The sequence below is a fragment of the Streptomyces xinghaiensis S187 genome (genome assembly GCF_000220705.2).
Lineage (GTDB): Bacteria > Actinomycetota > Actinomycetes > Streptomycetales > Streptomycetaceae > Streptomyces > Streptomyces xinghaiensis.
The window spans coordinates 5,226,233-5,246,838 of sequence record NZ_CP023202.1 but is presented as its reverse complement, the minus strand read 5'-3'; the positions used below and the strand labels follow the sequence as shown (position 1 = coordinate 5,246,838).

Annotated in this window: 17 protein-coding genes; 5 read left to right on the top strand and 12 right to left on the bottom strand. The window is 71.7% G+C overall.

All coding sequences use genetic code 11. The features are described 5' to 3' along the window. Positions 1–139: 139 nt before the first annotated feature. Positions 140–4,228 (bottom strand): LamG-like jellyroll fold domain-containing protein, encoded by a 4,089-nt coding sequence (locus tag SXIN_RS22345; protein ID WP_019709183.1) that lies wholly within the window; start codon positions 4,226–4,228, stop codon positions 140–142. A 301-nt stretch (positions 4,229–4,529) separates the two neighbouring features. On the opposite strand from SXIN_RS22345, the gene SXIN_RS22340 reads away from it, so the two are divergent. Beyond that, positions 4,530–4,799, top strand: coding sequence for a hypothetical protein (locus tag SXIN_RS22340; protein ID WP_019709182.1), 270 nt, complete (start codon positions 4,530–4,532; stop codon positions 4,797–4,799). A 175-nt stretch (positions 4,800–4,974) separates the two neighbouring features. Here the strand turns inward: SXIN_RS22340 and SXIN_RS22335 are convergent, their stop codons facing one another. The 5 genes from SXIN_RS22335 to SXIN_RS22315 form a co-directional block, all read right to left on the bottom strand. Continuing rightward, positions 4,975–5,277 carry a type II toxin-antitoxin system VapC family toxin gene (locus SXIN_RS22335; protein ID WP_238154005.1) on the bottom strand — a complete coding sequence of 101 codons (303 nt, stop codon included), beginning with the start codon at positions 5,275–5,277 and terminating at the stop codon, positions 4,975–4,977. 103 nt (positions 5,278–5,380) lie between these two features. Beyond that, a complete protein-coding gene (locus tag SXIN_RS22330) occupies positions 5,381–5,650 on the bottom strand; it encodes a hypothetical protein (RefSeq protein ID WP_019709180.1) in 270 nt (89 codons plus the stop codon). Positions 5,651–5,862: 212 nt separating this feature from the next. After that, complete coding sequence (locus SXIN_RS22325; protein WP_019709179.1) at positions 5,863–6,276, bottom strand: hypothetical protein; 414 nt, start codon at positions 6,274–6,276, stop codon at positions 5,863–5,865. A gap of 27 nt (positions 6,277–6,303) precedes the next feature. Beyond that, on the bottom strand, positions 6,304–7,179 hold the full coding sequence (locus SXIN_RS22320) for an SMP-30/gluconolactonase/LRE family protein (protein WP_039821403.1): 876 nt from the start codon (positions 7,177–7,179) through the stop codon (positions 6,304–6,306). Next, entirely contained in the window at positions 7,176–7,949 is a 774-nt protein-coding gene (locus tag SXIN_RS22315; RefSeq protein ID WP_019709177.1) for an IclR family transcriptional regulator, read from the bottom strand. The genes SXIN_RS22320 and SXIN_RS22315 overlap by 4 nt, the downstream gene beginning before the upstream one ends. Before the next feature lie 159 nt (positions 7,950–8,108). Between SXIN_RS22315 and SXIN_RS22310 the strand changes: the two genes are divergently transcribed. From SXIN_RS22310 to SXIN_RS22295, 4 genes are all read left to right on the top strand, one after another. Further along, positions 8,109–9,356 (top strand): RNA-guided endonuclease InsQ/TnpB family protein, encoded by a 1,248-nt coding sequence (locus SXIN_RS22310; RefSeq protein ID WP_039821409.1) that lies wholly within the window; start codon positions 8,109–8,111, stop codon positions 9,354–9,356. Positions 9,357–9,865: 509 nt separating this feature from the next. After that, a complete protein-coding gene (locus tag SXIN_RS22305) occupies positions 9,866–10,387 on the top strand; it encodes a hypothetical protein (protein ID WP_238154004.1) in 522 nt (173 codons plus the stop codon). Positions 10,388–10,581: 194 nt separating this feature from the next. After that, positions 10,582–11,742 carry an acyl-CoA dehydrogenase family protein gene (locus SXIN_RS22300; protein WP_019709174.1) on the top strand — a complete coding sequence of 387 codons (1,161 nt, stop codon included), beginning with the start codon at positions 10,582–10,584 and terminating at the stop codon, positions 11,740–11,742. Between the two features lie 2 nt (positions 11,743–11,744). After that, the gene (locus SXIN_RS22295; RefSeq protein ID WP_050930834.1) at positions 11,745–13,814 is read left to right on the top strand and encodes a SpoIIE family protein phosphatase; all 2,070 of its coding nucleotides are present in this window, start codon (positions 11,745–11,747) and stop codon (positions 13,812–13,814) included. A 63-nt stretch (positions 13,815–13,877) separates the two neighbouring features. Here SXIN_RS22295 and SXIN_RS22290 read toward each other — a convergent pair whose 3' ends face one another. The 6 genes from SXIN_RS22290 to SXIN_RS22265 all read right to left on the bottom strand — a co-directional run bounded on the left by SXIN_RS22290 (position 13,878) and on the right by SXIN_RS22265 (position 20,531). Further along, on the bottom strand, positions 13,878–14,717 hold the full coding sequence (locus SXIN_RS22290; protein ID WP_019709172.1) for a nitroreductase/quinone reductase family protein: 840 nt from the start codon (positions 14,715–14,717) through the stop codon (positions 13,878–13,880). Positions 14,718–15,334: 617 nt separating this feature from the next. Further along, positions 15,335–16,594 carry an ABC transporter substrate-binding protein gene (locus tag SXIN_RS22285; protein WP_019709171.1) on the bottom strand — a complete coding sequence of 420 codons (1,260 nt, stop codon included), beginning with the start codon at positions 16,592–16,594 and terminating at the stop codon, positions 15,335–15,337. Then, positions 16,591–17,673 (bottom strand): branched-chain amino acid ABC transporter permease, encoded by a 1,083-nt coding sequence (locus tag SXIN_RS22280; RefSeq protein ID WP_039821397.1) that lies wholly within the window; start codon positions 17,671–17,673, stop codon positions 16,591–16,593. Before SXIN_RS22280 ends, SXIN_RS22285 begins: the two co-directional genes overlap by 4 nt. Before the next feature lie 205 nt (positions 17,674–17,878). Continuing rightward, positions 17,879–18,769 (bottom strand): branched-chain amino acid ABC transporter permease, encoded by an 891-nt coding sequence (locus SXIN_RS22275; RefSeq protein WP_019709169.1) that lies wholly within the window; start codon positions 18,767–18,769, stop codon positions 17,879–17,881. Beyond that, on the bottom strand, positions 18,766–19,620 hold the full coding sequence (locus SXIN_RS22270) for an ABC transporter ATP-binding protein (RefSeq protein WP_095758145.1): 855 nt from the start codon (positions 19,618–19,620) through the stop codon (positions 18,766–18,768). The genes SXIN_RS22275 and SXIN_RS22270 overlap by 4 nt, the downstream gene beginning before the upstream one ends. A 119-nt stretch (positions 19,621–19,739) precedes the next feature. Further along, the gene (locus SXIN_RS22265) at positions 19,740–20,531 is read right to left on the bottom strand and encodes an ABC transporter ATP-binding protein (RefSeq protein WP_019709167.1); all 792 of its coding nucleotides are present in this window, start codon (positions 20,529–20,531) and stop codon (positions 19,740–19,742) included. Positions 20,532–20,606: the final 75 nt, after the last annotated feature.

The following is a 20,606-nucleotide window of genomic DNA, read 5'->3' as shown; positions in this document are numbered from 1 at the left end:
CGAACCGACGCGGTCTGGCTATGCCCTTCATCCCTGATCAATCCCTCGTCCGTGAGCACCGGCCCAGCGCGCGATGCACAGTGCGAAAATCTCGAACCGCAGTGACCGGTGTGCCGCACCCTCGGCACGCACTGGCCACTCACCGCGTGTTGGGCACCTCGGTCGGCAGCTCGAACCACTGACCGGCCAGCCACTCGACCTGCGCCTCGTCCAAGGCGCCTTGGAAGGTCCACACGTCGTCCACCGCGCCGGGGAAGTACTCGCCCCAGGAGCCGTCCACCCTGGCCCTGCCGACCTGCAAGGAATCGGTGGCCTGGAACGAGAGCACGTCCTCGGCCCACGGCACCAGATCCGCGCAGCCGGGATCGTCCGCCTCACCGTCCCCATCGGCGTCGGCGCAAGAGGTCTCCACCAGACTGCCGTTCACGTACAGACGGGCCTGTTTGGAGAACCCGTCGTAGACGACGGCCAGGTGATTCCATTCGCGTACGTCATGGAATTCCCCGTGATCGACCCGGGCGAAGGAGGCGCCGGCGGCGTCACGCGAAGGCATGGCCAACTGCCATCTGCCCGGGCTCTCACCAGTGCCTCCGCTGTCCGGGACATAACGAACGGAGAACGCGCTCTCCTCACCCCCTGCCGCACTGACCAGGGCGACACCGTCATCGGGCACGGCCGCCGCCTGTGCCCATGCGGTGACGGTAAAGCTTGCCGATGTGTCGACCGGCACCGTGCTCGTTGCCGCGTGGTCGTCGACGCCGTCGAGTTCCAGACCGCCGAAGTCGACGAAGCCCATGCCGGGCGCGGCGCCACCGTGCAACGTCATCGGGTTGTTCTCCGGGGAATCGTCCGGTGTGTTGCCGCCCTCGGACTCCTCGAACATCCAGCGCCCCTTGATGAGAGGACGCTGCCGGAACAACTGCTGCACCTCACTCGATGACACGGGACGGTCGAAGAGCCGCACATCGTCGATTCGTCCGGGGAAGTGATTGCTGATCTCGCCGCTGTAGGAGCCGGCGCCGATCAGCATGGACTGATCCGCGTAGAAGGCGCCGCCGAGTTCGATTGCGCCGGCCTCCCTGCCGTTGAGATACAGGGTCAGGGTGTCTGCGACGGTGTCGTGGACTCCCGCGAGATGCACCCATTGCCCGGCGTATGCCTTGCTGCCGTCCGGCTGCATGGCACGGATGATCTTCGCGTCAGGGTCGTCCGCGCTGTACTGGTTGAAGGCCCAGCGGTCGTAGTGCGCCGAGTAGTACAACTCGAAACCGGGGCGGTGTCGCCCCGCCTGCGCCGCGATAATGGCTGCGCCGTCCGGCTTGCGGTCGAGCTTCGCCCAGGCCGAGATGGTGAAACTGCGCGAGGTGTTCACATGCGGACCGGTGGTCTGCCCGATGCGGGCGTAGCCGTCTGTTCCGTTGAACCCGGCCGAGTTGCCGGCCACCCCCGGCATACCGGGAGTCACACCGCCGTGGAATTCGGCAGGCAGTACGTCCCCGTGACCGTTGACTTCGGTGGCGCTTGTCCGCTCGTCCAGCGCGAAGACCGCGACCGCCGGACGGCCGGGGTCACCGACCCGTTCTTTGCGGTACAGCTTGTCGACCTCGTCCTGGGCGATCCGTTTGTCGAAGAGCTGTAGCTCGTCAATGGTTCCCGGAAAGAACGCCTCGGGCCCGGTGCCGTAGGAACCGGCGCCGATGTGCAGGCCCCTGCGCGCGTTCCACGCATTGGGCAGGTCCACCTGGCCCACCGGTTCGCTGTCGACGAAAAGACGCAGGTTCCTGTTCACACCGTCGTAGGAGCCCACAAGGTGGGTCCATTCATCCGCCTTCACCCCGCCCGGCCGGTCCGCCATGGCCCGGACGATCTTCGCGTCCGGGTGATCGGACTCGTACTGGTTGAAGGCCCAGCGGTCGTAGTGCGCCGAGTAGTACAACTCGAAGCCCGGGCGGTGATTGCCCGGCTGGGCCGCGATGACCGCCGCACCCTCGGGTATGTGTGACAGCTTGACCCATGCGGAGACCGTGAACCCGCGGTCGGTGTCCACCACGGGGATGTCGGTGGAGGCGTAGGCGTCTGTGCCGTTCAGGGACAGGGCCGTGCCCTTCACACCGGTCACGCCCGGAGCGGCTTCCCCGTGCAGCCTCGCCACACGGGGTGGTGTGGACCCGTCAGCCCTCTGCGCGCCCTCACTCTCGTCCAGTTGCCAGGTGGCCCGCTCGGGTTGCCCGGCCTTCACCCTGAACTGATACGTACGGATCTCCGACGCGTTCCCCGCCGCGTCGAGCGCTTGAGCCGTGAAAAAGTTCAGACCCGGCTTTCCCGGTAGCATCTTGGCGGTCCGTGCCGCGCCCCCGGAAGTGGAGATCTGGTTCCTCGACACCGGGTCGGCGTTGATTCCGTACCGGTACCGGTTCACGTCGGTCGATGCCGAGTCCAGAGAGAAGGATCCGTACTGGCCGACACCATCATACCAGGGGTCGTCCGTATTCTCCGGATCCGACTCCGGATACTCGCCCGACGCGATGGACGGGGCCTTCGGCACGCTGGTGTCGTAGACGAAGTAGCAGCCGGTCGGGTCTCCCGCGTACGACCACGGTGAGTGCTGCGCCCCGTCGTAGGAGCGCGCGTACCAATGCACCGTCTTGTTCTGGGGGATCGAGGACGGGAGTGAGATGGAGAAGCTTGCCCCGGACTTCTTCGAGGAGGTCCGCGAGGGCTTCCACCGGACGACGGTTCCCTTGCCGTCCCCGGAGTCCCACTTCGCCTGGAATTCCACTGCCACACCGTCCCCGTCGGGGTCGGTGACGTTGTTCGCGTAGATCTTGCCGAGGGTGCGCACTCGGGCCTTGCTGTCCGGCTTCTTGCAGGTTCCGCCGTACTCCATGGCCAGTTGCGACATCTTGATCTGCGACGGCGGACGGTTGTACTTCACGCGGAGAAACGCCTTGTTCGAGAACCTCTTCCACCCGTAGGCGTCCGTCTCGCTCGACGCCCGCAGACCGAAGGTCATCGTCGACCACTTCTTGTCCGCTGCCTCCTGCACCGCAGCCTTCACGGAGAACTCCGCGTCCTTGGCCGCACAGCCCGTGTAGCCGTAGGCGAAGGACTTCGACGCCAGCCGGTCCACCCAGAAACCGGCGTCGTTCTGCGAGTTCCACGTCGTGGAGGAGCTGATGCCCTTGGTGCGCCAGAGCTGCACAGAGCGGGCGTCGCACGAAGCCGAGTGCACGTTCCGCACCACGAACTCCGCCGACAAGATGGACTTGTTGGCGAACTTGGACACCGGAACCCGGTAGAAGAGCCGCTTGGTGTCATGGGGCTTGCAGTAGGCCCAGCCGCAGTAGCCCATGCCGGCATCCGAGTCGCCGTTGAACTTCCACTGTGGCGAAGAAGCCCAGTATTTCGACGCCACCGTCCAGGCTGATGCCCGGGGCGAGTACCACTGGGGATCGATGAATACCGGGTACTGGGTGTCCTCACCCCTCAGCACCCCGGGATCCGGAGTGAGTACCAGTTCCTTCTGGCCCGCCGTGACGTCCACCTCGACAGGGGCCAGCTTCCCCGACTCACCGGCACGCGAGTCCCCCGGCTCCTCATCAGCCACCCGGGAAGCGGTCTGGCGCTCCCCCGGCTCCTCGGGACCACCGCTGGAGTCCCACATCAAAGGTGCTGGTGCCTCGAAGACCGGAGTTCCGGCTCCCTCGTCGACCGACTCCAGCCCTCCGGCGTCGGTTTCCCGTACCTCCATCCCTTCGGCCGCCATCCGCAGCCGGAGTTCGGATAACGCGGGGCTCTGCGCCGCCTCTGCCGACTTGACCACCAGCAGTTGCGTAAAACCGTCCTCCTGAGCCCCCATACGAAGGTCGACTCCGGGCAGGACCTCCGGATAGGTCGCCGTGTCCCCCTCCACCACAGGGGCGGGCAGTTCACCGGGCCAGGAGAGCACAAGCTCCCGGCCGGCCTTCCGCATACTGACCAGCGGTGCCTTGTCACCGCCGCCGGACAGTTTCAGTTCCACTGTCGTCGCCTTCGAGCCGATCAGGCCGTCCGGTCGTTCAGCCAGGTCCGTGTTGACCGGCTTCCACTGGCCCTGCACCCGGGCCCGGACCGGCCGCAGGTACTCACGGGCCTCCAGCTTGCCGTCCGGGGTGGCGAAGACTTCGCTGCTCTCACCGCGTCGGGAAGAGATCTCCACCGCTTCACCGGTGCGCTCCGCCTCCGCCATGGCCGCTTCCTCGGAAAGGCCCGTATCAGAAGCGGAGTCGGCCCCTTCCGCAGCTGCTCGGACCGGGGTCTGCGCCACCGCAGTCTGCCCCGTGTCCGGAACCAGCCCTACGGATAACGCCGCACTCAGCGCGAGAGCCAACGAGCTTCCGAAGCCGCGCCGAAGCGCACTGTCCCCCACCCAACACACCCCACCCACCGTGAAGACCCCGTGAAGACCGAGACAGAGCGTAAGGGTACGGATACCGAAAAGACCAGGCCCTCAAGCAGTCGAAATCGATCAACAGCGGGCGAGGGTAGTGATGCACATCACACCCGCGGAGATAACCACCGGCAAGCCATCACAGAATCATCACACTTCAGTTGCCCTCTGCACGGCCGCCACCGCGGCTGAGGGCACGCGCCACCGCCCGCCGCTTCCGCGATTCCCTCGCTTCGCCCGCAGGCCCCTGACCGGCCTCACGGCCGAGCAGCGCACCGTCCTCCGCGACCTCCTGCGGCGGATGCTGGGCATGGAGGCCTGGCGGGTCGACCCGGACCGCGCCCCGGGTCTCCGCCTCTCGCCCGAGTAAATCTTCCCTGTACACCACGCGGACCGCTCGAATGATGACGAGTGACGGAGCGTCCCCGGCGAGCACACGGTACGCGTCGCGGGCAGCCCCTTTTCACTGCATTTGTGCAGGTCAGCGGCAATCTATGGGTCAACGGAAGTCCGCGGGTGTCCGCCGTCGGCGGGTCCGGTTGCCGTCAGGGCAGCAGTGTGAGAGCCGGGGTGTGCTGGGGGCGGACGACGCTGAAGTGTCTGCGGTCGAGGGGCGCGATCCGCTCCACCCCGAAGCGTTCGGCTACGGCGATCACCGAGGCGTCGACGCCGCCCAGCGGGAAATCCGCGTACTGCAGGACGAGCTCACCCATCCGCTCCAGGTCTGCAGGGGTGAGGTGGACCAGTTCGAAGGTGCCCTTGGCGACCTCGGAGAGGAAGGCGGCTTCCAGCTTGGGCCAGCGTTCCAGCAGCCAGCACACCTCGGTCAGCACGGGGCTGGGAAGCAGGCGGCGGCCGGTCGTCGAGACCAGCAGCGACGCACAGTCCGCGTGGCGGCGGTCGCCGGCGTTCAGGCCGCGGCGAGAGGGCCGGTGTCGAGGACGATCGCGTTCACGCCTGGTCGCCGAACCGCTCGCGCATCCGCTCGCGGATGTAGTCGTCGTGCCGCTCGGCCAGGTCCTCCGGCCCGTTGACCGCCCCGATCAGCGCCAGCAACCCCGCAGGGACGGCCTGTTCCTCAGTGGGACGCGGTGGGAGTGCTTCGGCAGCCTGGGCGAGTTCCTCGTCCTGGGTGACGAGCAGGCGCAGGCGACGTACCTGGTGCGGCGTGAGCCGGTCCACCAGGTGGTGCATGTCCTCATAGTCGAATGCTGCGGTCACCTGGCCAGTCTAGGGCGGCAGCACCCGTCGCGCCGCTGCCTCCCAGAGCTTCGCCCTGCCCCGGCCCAGCGGCAGGACGCCTGGCAGGGACGGGCCCGGCTCAAACTCGCCGATGGCCGGCCTGCTCTGCCAAGTGTCGGGCGCGTCGGGGGCCCTGCGGCTGTCCGGCTGTTCCGAGTCCGGGCCTCCGGAGTCTCTGCGTGAGCGGAGCGCTACGCCTCTTCCATACGACGGATCCATCGCCGGCATACGTCAACGGTGATCGGCTCGAACAGTTCGGGAGTCGACACCTCGAAGAGGCATTGGGTCAGCACATCTCGGTCTACTTCGTCGATCTCGACACAGTCCAGCATGTGCACCGCTTCAGCCCAGCGCGGCAGTTCAAGAACGTTCAGCTGCCCGGAAACACATCGCTGCAGGATGTCCCTCACCGCATCACGATCCAGCCGGACAGAAGGCCGGTCGTCTGCATCGCAGTGGTTGGCGGCACCGATCGGACCGTCGAGCGAGGATTCCCAGTGGATCAGACCGATCAGAGCCCGGCATTCACCCGACGGATCGCAGTACCGCATCCCGTCAGGCGAGCGAGGGTCGGCCGGACTGTGGTCCTCGCACTCCTTCTGCACCCGTCGCTCTCCGTCCAGGAAGACCCGTCACCCCGCGAACGGGGGCTGCGGGAGGCCCTGGCCCGCGTTCGGGAGGACGAGGAGGGAGCCGGCCAGGGGGTGGGGGCGGTGGCCGACGCGGGCCGTGGTGATGTACAGGTCCGTGAGGTCCGGGCCGCCGAAGGCGCAGGCCGTGGGGCGGCGGACGGGGAGGGGAAGGGTGCGGTCCAGGCGGCCGTCCGGGGTGTAGCGGCGGATCGCGCCGCCGTCCCACAGCGCCACCCAGACGCAGCCGTCGGCGTCCACGCACAGCCCGTCCGGGTAGCCCGCGCCGTCCTCGATCTCCGCCAGGGTGCGGCGGCCCCGGATGTCCTGGCCCACGACGTCGAAGACGTCGACGCGGCGGGTCGGCGAGTCGGCGTAGTACATCAGCCGTCCGTCGGGGCTCCAGCCGGTGCCGTTGCTGACGGTGGAGTCCGGCAGCACCTCGACGGCCGTGCCGTCCGGCGCGATGCGGGTGAGGCTGCCGCCGCCAGGGGTCTCGTCGTAGGTCATGGTGCCCGCCCAGAGCGAGCCGTCCGGCGCCACGGCCGCGTCGTTGCCCCGGCGGTTCGGCACCGGGTCGTGGTGCAGCCAGGAGAAGGCGCCCTCCGGGGAGAGCAGGGCCACGCCGTCGCGGAGGTTGAGCACGAGGCCGCCGCCCGCGCGGGGCTTGACGGCGCCGACGTGCTGTCCGGTCGTGAAGACCGTGCGGCGGCCGGTGGCGGGGTCGTAGCCGTGGACGCGGGAGGAGAGGATGTCGATCCAGATCAGCCGGCCCGTCGCCGGGTCCCAGGTCGGCCCCTCGCCGAGTTCGGCGGTCTCGCGGACGGCCACCTCCGGGCGGGGGTGGCGGACCGTGCGGCGGGGAGTCTCTGTGCTCATGGGCGGCCACGGTAGCCGAGACGGTCCGACAGCTCGGCCGCGCCCTTGGCGGCCAGCTCCGACAGCTCCGCGTGCCGCTCCTCGCTCCAGCGGATCATCGGTACGGAGATCGAGAGCGCCGCGACGACCGTGCCCGCCGAGTCCCGCACCGGCGCGGCCACGCAGCTGACGTCCGGGTTGGACTCCCGGTGCTCGACGGCGATCCCGCTCTCGCGGATCGCGGCGAGCTGGCGGCGCAGCGCGGTGGGCGAGGTGATGCTGTTGTCCGTCATCGCGGTCAGCGTCCGGCCGTCGGGGAAGAGCTGCTTCAGCTCGGTCTCGGGGAGCGAGGCGAGCAGCATCTTGCCGACGGAGGTGCAGTGCGCGGGGAGCCGGCGACCGGCCGCGGAGACCATGCGGACGGCGTGGGTGCTGTCCACCTTAGCGATGTAGATGACGTCGGTGCCCTCCAGGATCGCGACGTGCACGGTCTCGTCGCAGGTCTCGGCGACGCCCCGGGCCACCTGCCGGCCCTCGGCGGCGAGGTCGAGCTGCTCGGCGTAGCGGCTGCCGAGCTGGTACGGGCGGACGCCGAGCCGGTAGCGGCCGGGCTGGTCGGGGACGGCCACGAGGTAGTTGCGGGCGGCGAGCGTGGTGACCAGCTCGTGCACGGTGGTGCGCGGCAGTTGCAGCCTGCGCGTGATCTCGGGGGCGGAGAGCGTACCGTCTCCTTCGAGGAAGAGCTCCAGGATGTCCAGGGCTCGGGTCACGGCGGGTACCAGGCGTCCCATCAGACCTTCTTTCGAGGGGACCACCGGCTTCAGCCGGTGGGGGAATCGAATTTTTGGGCCGGAGCTGCGCAGCGGCGGAGCACGCTGTGGTGTCAGTAGGCAGCGGTAGCGTGAACGCGTCAGTGTTGGCCGGCTGGATACGGGGAGGCGGGGGTGGGCGTGAGGCGGGCGTACAAGTTTCTGCTGCGTCCCACGATTCGCCAGGAGCGGGCGCTGGTGGAGATGTTGCGGGATCACTGTTCCCTGTACAACGGGGCGTTGCAGGAGCGTCGTGATGCCTGGCGGCACCGTTCCCGGACGTCGGTGCGGTACGGGGATCAGTCGGCGCAGTTGAGGGAGATCCGGGCCTTTGATCCGGAGCGTCAGGGGCGGTGGTCCTTCTCCTCCCAGCAGGCGACCCTGCGCCGTCTGGACCGGGCGTTCCAGGCGTTCTTCCGGCGGGTGAAGGCCGGTGACAGGCCCGGGTATCCGCGGTTCAAGGGGGTGGGGCATTTCGACACCGTCACCTTCCCGAGGGACGGGGACGGCTGCCGGTGGGATTCCACCCCCCACGCCACCCGGACCCGTGTCCGTCTGCAGGGTGTCGGACACGTCCGTGTGCACCAACACCGCCCGGTGCGGGGCCGGGTGAAGACGGTGAGTGTGGAGCGGGAGGGCCGCCGGTGGTATGTCGTCCTGGCCTGTGAGGAGGTGCCCGCCGAGCCACTGCCCCCGACCGGCAGCACGGTCGGCATCGACCTGGGCACGGTCCACTTCTACACCGACTCCGACGGCCACCACGCCCCCAACCCCGGATTCCTCGACGAGGCGGCCGGGGAACTGGCCGTGGCGCAGCGGCACCTGGCGACGTTCCCGAGGCGCACGTGGCGCCGTACGAAGAAGCATCGTGCCGCGGCCCGCAAGGTGGCCAGGCTGCACGCGAAGATCCGGCGGCGGCGTCTGGATCATCACCACAAGGCCGCACTCGACCTCGTGCGCGAGCACGATGTGATCGGGCACGAGCGGCTGAACACCGCGGGCATGACCCGGGCGCCCGCACCCCGGCCCGACCCCGAACACGACGGTGCGTTCCTGGCGAACGGTGCCGCGGCGAAGGCCGGGCTGAACCGCAGCATCCTGGATGCGGGCTGGGGGCAGTTCCTGAGGATCCTGGCGGACAAGGCTGCAAGCGCCGGTCGCCGTGTGATCCCGGTGGACGCCCGCAACACTCCCCCTGGCTTCGCCGGGGGTACCCCCACCCGCACCTGCCCACCGGCAATCGGCGGCTGCGGGCACGTGGCGAAGGAGAACCGCGTCACCCAGGCGAAGTTCACGTGCGTCAACTGCGGCTTGGTGGCACATGCCGACCACGTCGGCGCGCTGAACGTCAAACACAGGGCCGGGCTGGTCCTCTGCGACGGTGCCTAGCCACCGCCACAGGAAGCCCGCGACTTCAGTCGTGGGTGGAGTCACAACCGCTCACTCACCTACTTCCAACTTCCGGCATTCGCTTCCGTCAGCGGCGGCGCCCGGAACAAGACGTTCGAAACCCCGGCCGTTGATCGGTATGACGAACGCCAGCCTAACCGTGGGTCCTTCGGGCGGCAATAAGCCTGGTCGTCACCGTCTCCGGACTTGCCGGCTCCGGGGCGCTCGGGGTCCGGGGCTTTCCGGCCGCGCCGGGCCGCCGGCCGTGCCGCCGGAGCCCGCCGCTCCCCCGGCGGCCGCCCCGCACCCGCGCGCCGCGGGACGATGGAGCCATGAGCCGTCCCGAACCGCCCGCCGACACCCCGGGTCCCGACGACAGCACCCGGCCCGCCTCCGGCACTCGATCCGACAGCGGCGCCGACGCCGGTACCCGGCCCGCCTTCCCGCATGACGCCCCTCCCCCGCCCCTGCCCGGCCCCCTCCTGTTCCAGCTCGTGCTGCTCCGGCGGATGGCCGACCACCAGCCCGGCCTCGTCGAGGACGCCCTGCGGGAGCTGGGCGAGAGCCGGGCGGTGATGCGCGAGGCCAACCGCCGCTGGCAGGCGATGGTGCGCTCGCCCCGGGCCCGCGGCGCCCTGGCGCGCTACCGCTCGGTGCTCGGCCCGCCGGAGTCCCGTGCCCCGCGCCGGATCGGCGACCTGGAGTGCGAGGCCCTGCGCTGGCGTGTGCCGCTCTGGCCGGATCTGCGGTTCGAGGTGCTGGCGGCGCCGGGCGGCCAGGTGTGGAACGAGTGGCTGGTCCGCGCCCCGGGCGCCCCCGGCCCCGTCCTGCGGACGCTCGGTGATCTGCGTCCCTGGAGCTGCACGGTGGACGAGGTCGCCCGCGCCTTCGCCCCGGCCACGCCGATGGAGGGCTCGGCCCCGACCCGCTGGCGGCTGGCGTTCACGGCACCGGACGCGGCGACCGGTGAACGGTGCCGGGTGATCGCCGAGTTCACCTGGGGCCTGCTCCAGCGCCTGCCGGAGCGCTGAGCGAGGGCCCCGGGCCTCCGGGGCGGCGCCGGTGCCGCCGCGCCGGAGGCCGACGTACCGGTTTCCGCGGAAGCTCGCCTTCCCGTGCGATTTGACTCCGCGGCGGGAGTCGGCGGAAAGTCGGTGGATTGACAGCCGGAGACGCCCGCCGAAGTTCTTCGACCGGGTCCCGTACACAGGAAGACGGTGCAGCGGTGGCGCGGATCGAGCTGGGCAAGGTGGTGGCCCTGGCGCGCGAGGCCGCGGACGAGGTCCTGGCCCCCCGTGCGGCGGAGACCGACGCCGGGCAGCGGTGGCCCGAGGAGGGCATGGCCGCGCTGCGGCAGCGGCTGGGCGGGCTGGTGGTGCCCGAGCGGTTCGGCGGGCTGGGGCACGGTCTGCTGGCCGTGGCGCAGGTCGGCGAGGTGACGGGCCGGGCCTGCGCGTCGACGTCCATCTGCTTCGGCATGCATCTGGCCGGTTCCGCCGTGATCGCCGCCAAGGCCACCCCGGAGCAGCAGGAGCGGTATCTGCGGCCGATCGCCGCCGGGGAGCATCTGACGACGCTCGCCCTGTCCGAGCCGGCCACCGGCGGCGAGTTCTGGCTGCCGCAGACGCGCATGGAGCACAGCCGTCCCGGCCGGCTGCGGCTGACCGGCACCAAGAGCTTCGTCACCAACGCCGCCCACGCGGACTCCTATGTGCTCTCCGCGGTCGCGGCCGACCCCGGTATCCCGCCGGGCCTGTTCTCCTGCGTCGTGCTCGACGCCGGCGCGGCGGGCCAGGTGTGGGGTAAGCCGTGGACCGGGTTCGGCATGCGCGGCAACTCCTCGCGCTCCCTGGAGCTGCGCGGGGTGGACATTCCGCAGTCCCGTCTGCTGGGCGAGGAGGGCGACCAGATCTGGTACGTCTTCAACGTCGTCGCCCCGTATTTCCTGATGGCCATGGCCGGCACCTACCTGGGTGTCGCCGCCGCCGCTCTGGAGGAGGCCCGCGCCCATCTGCTGCGGCGCCGGCACGCCCACTCCGACCGGGCCCTGGCCTCGCAGCCGGTCGTCCAGCACCGGCTGGGGTCGATGTGGGCCCGGGTGGAGCGCACCCGGCGGCTGATCTTCCACGCGGCCGTGGAGGCGGAGGCGGGCGGCGCGGAGGCGCTGATGGGGCTGGCGTCCGCGAAGGCCGAGGTCGCCGAGGCGGCGGAGCGCGTCATCAACGACGCCCTGACCCTGGTCGGCGGCATCGGCTACGGCCAGGACTCCGCCCTGCACCGGATGCTGCGCGACGCCCGCGCGGCCCATGTGATGGCTCCGACCACCGACGTGCTGCGCATCTGGACGGGCCGGGCCCTGCTCGACGAACCGCTGCTGGAGGGATGACGGTGCCTCCGGACAGACCCCGCGTCCTCCTCGTCGGCGTACTCCCGGGCGCGGTGTCGGCGCTGCAGGCGGTGCTCGGCCCGGGAGCCGACGTGCTCTTCGTCCCGCCCGAGCAGCTCGTGGACCACACCCAGGGGGTGCGCGGCGAGCGCCGCCCCACGCTGGTGGTGCTCGGCCAGGAGCTGCCGTCCCCGTTCGGCCTCGTCCACGCGGTGCGTCCGCACCCCGCCGACCTGGTGGTGATCGCCGTCTCCACCGCGGAGACCGAGGGTGATCTCGCCGCCCTGCCCCTGCTGTTCTCCGGCGACCGGGCGCGCCACCTCCCCGTCTCGCAGGCGGACCGGCTGCCCGGGGTGGCCCGGGAGATGATGACGGCGCTCGGCCGGCAGCGCACCTATACGACGGTGCGGGCCGCGGCCCAGTACCGGCTCGGCGCCGGCACGGCGATCAGCCGCCAGATGGGGGACCACCTCTTCGGCGAGTTCCTCACCCAGGCGCCGGTCGGCGCGCTGATGCTGGACGCCTCCGGGGCCATGGCCGCCTGGAACAACAAGGCCGCCGACATCCTGGACCTCGGCGAGCCCGAGTCGCTCGGCCGGCCGCTGACCTCCCTGTTCCCCGAGACCTTGCACGCCCGGCTGGAGGAGCATCTCGCCTCGTCCGGCGGAGAGCCCGGCGCCGACCCGGGCGCGGTTTTCGAACGTCTCCGCCCGGACGGCGCTGCGCAGGCGCTGCGGCTGGCTCCGCAGCAGGTCCTCGACCCCGAGGGGCGGGAGCGCCGGCTGCTGCTCGTCGAGGACATCACCGAACGGCTGCGCGCCCAGCGCCAGCTCGCCGAGCGGACGAGCCACGCGCTGCTCAGCGCGGAGGTCGCCGCGGCCATGACCGCTCCGGGTCCGCTGCCGGAGCGGCTGGAGCGGTGCGTCAAGGCGGCGGTGAACCGGCTGTCGGCCGTCTTCGCCTGCGTCTGGGCGGTGCGGACGCCCGCCGGTGACCGGCTGGACCACACGGTGTGCGCCGACGGCCCGGCCGACGGGCCGACCCCGGCGCACGTCCGGGTCCGCCAGGCGCTGATGGAACGCGTCGCCGCCGAGCGCCGCCCCGCCCTCGACGAGGTCCCGGGCGAGGACTCCACCGTCTGCGTGGGTTATCCCCTCGTCTCCGGCGGGGAGTTGCTGGGGGTGCTCGCCCTCGGCAGCACCGCCCCGCTGTCGTCCGCCGCCTCCGGCACCCTGGAGGGCATCGCCGACCAGATGGCCGTGGGCATCCAGCAGGACCGTCTGCTGCACCGGCTGCGCGCCACCACCCAGGCACTCGAACACCCCCTGCTGCCGCCCCACCTCCCGGCGCTGCCCGGCTTCGACCTCGCCGCCCGCTACCACCCGCACGGCAGCGGGCTGCACATCGGCGGCGACTTCTACGACGCCTTCGCCACGGCCGACGGACGGCACGTCCTCGTCCTGGGAGACGTCTGCGGCAAGGGGCCGGCCGCGGCCGCCATCACCGGCCTGGTGCGCCACACCCTGTGGGCCGCGGCCCAGCACACCCCCGACCCGGCGCACGTCCTCGACCTCGTCGACCGGGCCCTGCGCCGTCAGAGGACCCCCTTCTGCACCCTGGCCTACGTCGTCGTCGACACCACCCTGACGCCCACCCGCCTCCACCTCGCCTCGGCTGGCCACCCCGCCCCGCTGCTGCGCCGGGCGAACGGCGGCACGACCGTCCTCGACGTGCACGGGCCGCTGCTGGGCGCCCTGGGGCAGGTGCACCACCCGGTGACGGAGACCGAGCTGCTGCCCGGCGACACCCTCGTCCTCTACACCGACGGCTTCACCGAGGGCGCGGGCTCGTACCACCAGCGGGAGTCCGAGGACCTCGCCGCCGTCGTCGCCAAGCAGCCGCCCCCGCCCGGCACCGCGCGTCCGGCCGACCACATCACGGCGGTGCTGATGGAGGACGCCCACGCCTGGTGGGGCGAGCGGCTCCGCGACGACCTGGCCGTCCTGGCGCTCACCGCCCTGCCGCCCGCCCCCGCCGCTGCCTCTGCCGCGGAGGATTCCGCGGCCGGCTGAGGCCCCGGACGGCCGGGCGGCGGGCGGCACGGCGTCTCCCCGGTGGGCCGGGCGCCCATGGGGTCAGGTGACCGCGGCGTCGAGGAGGGGGATCAGGTGCTCCTCCTCGTAGACCAGATGGCTTTCGAGCTCGGCGGTGAGGCGGTCGAACTCGGGGAGGACGGCGGCCGGGTCCGCGTCCCCGGCGGAGACGAGGTCGCGGAGGGTGTCCAGCAGGGCCGCGATCCGCTCGTGCTCCCGGTACAGACGCTCCGTCACCGGGGCCAGCTCCGGGTTCTGTTCGGCCACGGCCGGGAGCATCCCGGCGTCCTCGTTGGTGTGGTGGCCGTGCAGGTTCCGGCAGAACGTCAGGCAGTTGACGCGGAGCTGGGCGCCCAGCGCGCCCGGCCCGGAGTCCGCGAGTTCCCCGCGGATCAGGGTGAGTTCGCGGCGGAAGGCGTCGTGGACGAGCTTGAGGGCCGCGCCCCAGGACGACGCGTTCGGGCGCGGCGGGCCCGGAAGGGGGGTCAGGGCGACGACCGGCAGGGTCCGTCCCGCCCTGGTCTGGTAGTCGGCCCAGCCCTGGTCGGCCTCGGCCGCACGGGCGAAGAGGTGGTCCCGTTCGGCGCCCTCCAGGACCGCCGCCCCCGCCTCGTAGGTGAAGACGCCGTCCTCGACGGTGACGCGGGGGTGCGCCAGGATGTTGCGGTACCAGTCCGGGTGGTGCGGTGAGCCGCCGGCCGAGGCGATGACCAGCACCCGCTCCCCGTCGGGCAGGCAGCCCAGCGGAGTGGTGTGCTGCCGGCCGGACCGCGCGCCGGTGGTGGTCAGAAGGATGAGCCGGGCGCCCTCGAAGGGGCCGCCGACGCGGCCGCCGTTGGCGCGGAACTCCTCGATGATCTGCTGGTTGAAGTCGTTCGGCATGCTGGGGTGTGTCTCCGGTTCTCCGGCGGGCGCCGCCGCGGGCCGCCGGCGGCCGGACGCGTACGCGTGTGCGTCAGGTGCCGGGAGGCGGGCGGTCGCCGCCGGTGGGTGCGTGGGATGAGGGGTTGCCGTCCGGCCGGACGGGCCGGTGGCGGGAGTCCCGGCCGGGTCCCCGGCGGCCGCGCGGTTGGGCGGCCGCGCCGGAGGACGGGCGGGGAGGCGCACCGTTCGGGCGGTGCGGAGGAACGCCGGGCGACGGCGGCGCGGAGTGCGCGTGCGTGCGCAGGGGCGCGTGAGCGCGGTGCGCGGGTGCGCGGCGGCCGCCGGGGCGGAGCGGGCAGGCGGGCCTCTGGCCCGCCCCGTCCTCACCTCGTGGCCGGGTGCCTCACTCGTGTGTGGCCCATGGCCGACCCGGTAGTCACGGCATGCAGTCTCCCCGGAGCGGCACGGCGGAGGCAACGCTTCCGGGCGGTTTCCCCGGTCCTGTTCGCCGGCGGGCGCGCGTCACGACCCCGGCGCACGGCGGACGGCGGTCCGCTCGGCTCCCCGTGATGAGGGGCCGTGCGGACCGCCGTCCGTGTCGGTGCTTCCCGGGCTCACGGGGCCCGGGCAGCGGGTCAGGAGCGGTTCTTGAAGTACTCCCGGGCCTCCGGCAGTTCGTGCGCGTCCTCGACCAGCACCGAGCCGCCGACCTTCTTCGGGTCGGGCTTGGAGATGTACGAGGCGTACGTCGCGGGCTGCGAGGCGTCGCTGAAGTCCTGCGTCACGCCGAAGCCCTTGTGCTCGCTCTGCGAGCGGTGCGCCTTGACCAGGCCCTCACGGGTGAGGTCCTTCGCCTCGCAGGCCGCGCGGAGGTCCGCGTCGAGCGCCGTGACGGCGCTGTAGCCGGAGAGGGTGCCGGAGTCGACCAGCTCCTTGGGGTACTTCTTCTGGTAGTCGGCGACCATCTTCTCCAGGTCGGGCAGGTCGTGGCTGACCGGCGGTGTGGCGCTGACGATGTGCAGCATCTTCTCCAGGGCCGGGCCGGCCGGTGTTTTCAGCAGCTGCGGGGCATAGCCCGGGGCGCTGGTGAGGACGGGGACGGTGAAGCCCTTGGCGGCGGAGACGCCGACGAGCGAAGCCGTCTGGGTGGGCCCGGCGCTGATGAGGACCGCCTTGACCTTGGCCGCGCGCAGGGCGGAGACCTGGGCCGACAGATCGGTGTCGGTCGGCTTGATCTTCTGCTCGACGACGGTCATGCCCCGCTCCTTCGCGGCGGCCTTGGCACCCTCCAGGGCGCTCTGCCCGTAGTCGCCCTCGAAGTAGACGTGGCCGATCTTGTCGCCCTTCTTCACCCCGGCCTCGCGGTTGAGGAAGTCCACGGCGTTGATCATGTCGATGTCGTAGGTGGTGCCCAGGACCTGGATGGCGTCCTCGCCGAGCAGGGACGCGGCCCACGCCATCGGATAGGTGAGGATCTTGTCCTTCGCCACGCTGTCCTTCAGGGCGGCGACCACCGGCGAGCCGATCACCTGCGGCATGGCCAGCACGTCGGGCGAGACCTCGGTGTAGGCGGAGCGGGCCTTCTGCACGTCGTAGCCGTGGTCCTTCACCACGATCTCGATCTTGCGGTCGCAGATGCCGCCGTCCTTGTTCACGCCCTCGGCCCACATCTTCTGGGCCTGGACGATGCTCTTGCCGAGGGTGGCGTACGGACCGCTGAGGTCGGTCAGCGCGGCGAGCTTGATGGTCTTCTCGGTGACACCCGGACCGGTCTTGACCCCGTCCGCGCCGGCCTTGCCGCCGTCGGACTCCTGGGCCTTGGTGCTGCAGCCGGTCCCGGCGAGGGCCAGGGCGACGACCGCCGCCGCGACGGCGGCTCTCCTGCTGTGCTTCATGAGGTGGGCTCCTGGGTTTCGTTGGTGGTACGGGGACGGACGCCGGTACGGAAGCGGCGGAGCTTGCCGCTGTGCAGCAGGCCGCTCAGCCCGCCGGGGGCGCGGAGGAGGATGAGGACGATGGCCGCGCCGTAGAGGTAGCGGGCGGCGTCTGCGGGGCCGACGGCGTTTCCGGGGGCCCCGGGCGGCTCGATCAGCGGTAGCTGGTCGGCGTAGCGGGCGATGACGAGCGGCAGGGCGCTGACGAAGAGCGCGCCGACGGCGGCGCCTCCGACCGAGCCGAGTCCGCCGATCACGATCATGGCGAGGTAGTCGATGGAGAGCGCCAGGCTGAAGTAGTCGGGCACCACGGTCTGGGAGATCAGGGCGATCAGCGCGCCGGCGAGACCGGCGTACATCGAGGAGACGATGAAGGCGCCGGAGCGGTAGCGGGCGACGGGCACGCCCAGCACGGCGGCGGCCACCTCGCTGTCGCGTACGGCGGTGAGCGCCCGGCCGGAGCGGCCGCGCAGCAGGTTGTGCGCGGTCCACCAGGCGAAGGCGAGCAGCACCAGGGCGAGGTACCAGAGGCGTTCGGTGGCGCCGAAGGGCACGCCCAGCACGGCCAGGTACGGGTCGCTGCCGGTGAAGGAGAAGCCGAAGATCTCCATGGGCGGTACGGAGCGGCCGTTGAAGCCGCCGGTGACCGGCTCGGCGTTGAGCATCACGTGGTGGCCGAGGAACACCAGGGCGAGGGTGGCGACGCCCAGGTACATGCCGCGCAGCCGGCCGGCGATGGGGCTGAACAGGCCGCCCGCGAGGCCGGTCAGGGCGACGGCGAGGAGGAGCGCGAGCAGCGGCGGCAGCCCGGGGCCGGGGTCGCCGCCGAACCAGGCGTAGCCGTAGGCGCCGACGGCGAGGAAGAAGGCGTGGCCCAGGGAGAGCTGGCCGGTGCTGCCGGTCAGCAGGTTGAGGCCGATGGCGCCGATGGCGGCGGCCATGGCGAACAGGCCGATCTGGAGCCAGGCGGCGTCGAGGTAGAAGGGGAAGAGGCAGAGGAGGAGGGCGGCGGCGAGGGGGAGGACGCGGGCGGTGGTGATCCGCCGGCCGGACGGGGCCGCGGCGGTGTCCGGTCCGGGGGCCCCGCCGGCGCCGTCGCCGGGGCCGCCGGGGGCGGGCCCGGTCGCCGGCTCGGTCACGGTCGCGGACTCCGTCCCGGTCGCGGTGCCGGCCGCCGCCGGGGCGGGCTCGGCGCGCTCGCCGCCGGCGGTGCCGGCTGTGGCGTCGTGCTTGTCGGTGGTGCGGTCAGACACGGACGGTCTCCTTCGTACCGAGCAGCCCGGTCGGGCGGAACATGAGGACCAGCACCATCACCGCGTACGGTGCGACGTCGCTGAAGCCGGAGCCCAGCGCGGAGAGTTCCGTCTGGTAGCCGGCGCAGAGGGCCTCGGTGACGCCGATGAGCAGGGAGCCGAGCAGGGCGCCCGTCGGTGAGGTCATGCCGCCGAGCACGGCGGCCGGGAAGGCGGCCAGCGCGATGTGCCCGGTGGTGCGCTCCAGTCCGGCGGACGGGAAGGCGGTCAGGAAGACCGCGGCGATGGCGGCCAGGGCCCCGGCGAGGCACCAGGCGAGCATCCGGATGCGTTCCAGCCGGATGCCCATGAGGGCGGCGGCCTCCCGGTCCTCGGCGGCGGCGCGCAGGGACAGGCCCCAGGAGGTGAAGCGGAAGACCGCGAAGACGGCGCCGATGACGATGACGGCGGCGACAATCGAGGCGAGCCGGCTCTGCGCGACGGTGACGCCGGCGAACTCGACGATGCCGTTGCCCCAGGGGTCGCCGAGGCTCAGCAGGTCGCCGCCGATGCGGCGGGCCAGGTCGGTCATCAGGACGATGTCCACACCGATGGTGATGATCGTCAGGGTGTGCGCGGCGTGCGGGTCGGTGTTGCGCAGCAGCAGCCGTTCGATGGCGGCGGCCACGGCGGCCGTCGCGACGACGGCGACGGCCAGCGCGGCGGCGAAGCCGAGGTGTTCGTGCAGGACGGCGGTGAGGTAGCCGCCGAGCAGCAGCAGCGATCCGTGGCCGAAGTTGAAGACGGCGGATGCCTTGAAGATGATGACGAAGCCCAGGGAGACCAGGGCGTACACCGAGCCGAGGGCGAGCCCGTTCAGCACGATTTCCGCAGCCGTGCTCATGCGGAGTGCTCCTCTTCCTGTCGTTCCTGTGAGTCCGGGCCGGGGCCCGGGCCGGAGCCCGGCTCCGCGTCCGGATCGGGGTCGGGGTCGGGGACCTCTTCCTTTCCGGTGCCGAGGTAGGCCCGGAGCACGGCGGGGTCGTGGCGGACCTCGTCGGGCGCGCCGCCGGCGATGCGGCGGCCGAAGTCGAGCACCGTCACGGCGTCGGCGAGCCGCATGACCAGGCCCATGTCGTGTTCGACGATGAGCACGGAGAGGCCGAGTTCCTCCCGTACGGCCCGGACGGTCTCGGCGGTGCGCTGCCGCTCCGCGCTGTTCATCCCGGCCACCGGCTCGTCGAGGAGCAGCAGCCGCGGCTCCAGGCAGAGGGCGCGGGCCATCTCGACCCGCTTCCGGTCGCCGTACGAGAGCAGAGCCACCGGAGTGTCGAACAGCCGCCCGAGACCGACGAGTTCGGCGATCTCCCGGGCGCGCTCCCGATGGACCCGCTGCTCCCGTACGGCCGAGGGCAGCCGCAGGGCGGTCGCGGCGAAGCCGGCCCGGGTGAGGACGTGCCGTCCCAGCATCAGGTTGTCGGCGACGGTGCCCGCGGTCATGACGATGTTCTGGAACGTGCGGGCGATACCGAGGGCGGCGATCCGGTGCGGGCGGAGCCGGGTCAGTTCGTGCTCGCCGAAGTGCACACTGCCGCTCGCCGGGCGGCAGACCCCGGAGAGGACATTGAAGCAGGTGGACTTGCCGGCGCCGTTGGGCCCGATGAGGGCGTGGATGCTGCCGGGCTCGACGGTGAAGCCGACGCCGTCGAGGGCGGTCAGTCCGGCGAACCGCACCGTGACGTCCTCGACGCGCAGCGGGGGCGTGACGGTGCCGGTGGTGCCGGCGCCGGTGGTGCCGGTGGTGCCTTCGGCTCCGGCCGTCTTCCCGCCGGCCGCCGGACTCGTGCTGTGCTGCCTGTGCTGCTTCACCCCGTTCACCGCCCCTTCTCCACGCCCGCCGCGACGGGCTCCTGCCGGGGGGTCTCCTCGCCGAGGTAGAGCCGGCGCACCTCGTCGGTGCGGGCCAGTTCGGCAGCGGGTCCGGAGAGCCGGACCTCGCCGACCTCCAGGACGTACGCGTGTCCGGCGAGTTCGAGCGCCATGGCCGCGTTCTGTTCGACGAGGAGCACCGAGGTGCCCTGCCGGTTGATCTCCGTGACGACCTCGCCGATCCGCGCCACCATCTGCGGGGCCAGGCCGAGCGACGGCTCGTCCAGGAGCAGCAGCTTGGGGGCGGCCATCAGGGCGCGGCCGATGGCGAGCATCTGCTGCTCGCCGCCGGAGAGGAGCCCGGCGCGCTGGTTCGTGCGCTCGGCGAGGCGCGGGAAGAGCCCGAAGACCCGGTCGCGGGCGGCGTTGTCGCGGCGGGAGCGGTGCAGTCCGAGGCCGCCGGCGCGGAGGTTCTCGTCGACGGTCAGCGCGCCGAAGACGCGGCGTCCCTCCGGTACCTGGACGACTCCGGCGCGTACGGCGGTCACCGGGTCGGAGCCGTTGAGCTGCCGGCCGGCGTACTCCACGCTTCCCGCGGTGATCGCCCCGCGGTGCATCCGCAGGGTGCCGGAGACCGTGCGCAGCAGGGTGCTCTTCCCGGCACCATTGGCGCCGAGCAGGGCGACCACGCTGCCGGCGGGGACGGTGAGGGTCACACCCCGCAGAGCGCGGACGGACTGTCCGTAGGACACGTCGAGGTCCTGGATGTGCAGGGCCTCGGGAGAGACATCGGGCATGGATTCTCCTCGGGGTCCGCGCGGGGGCGGTTCGGGGGAAGTGACGGATACGACAACACGGCGCCGGAGGCGGGT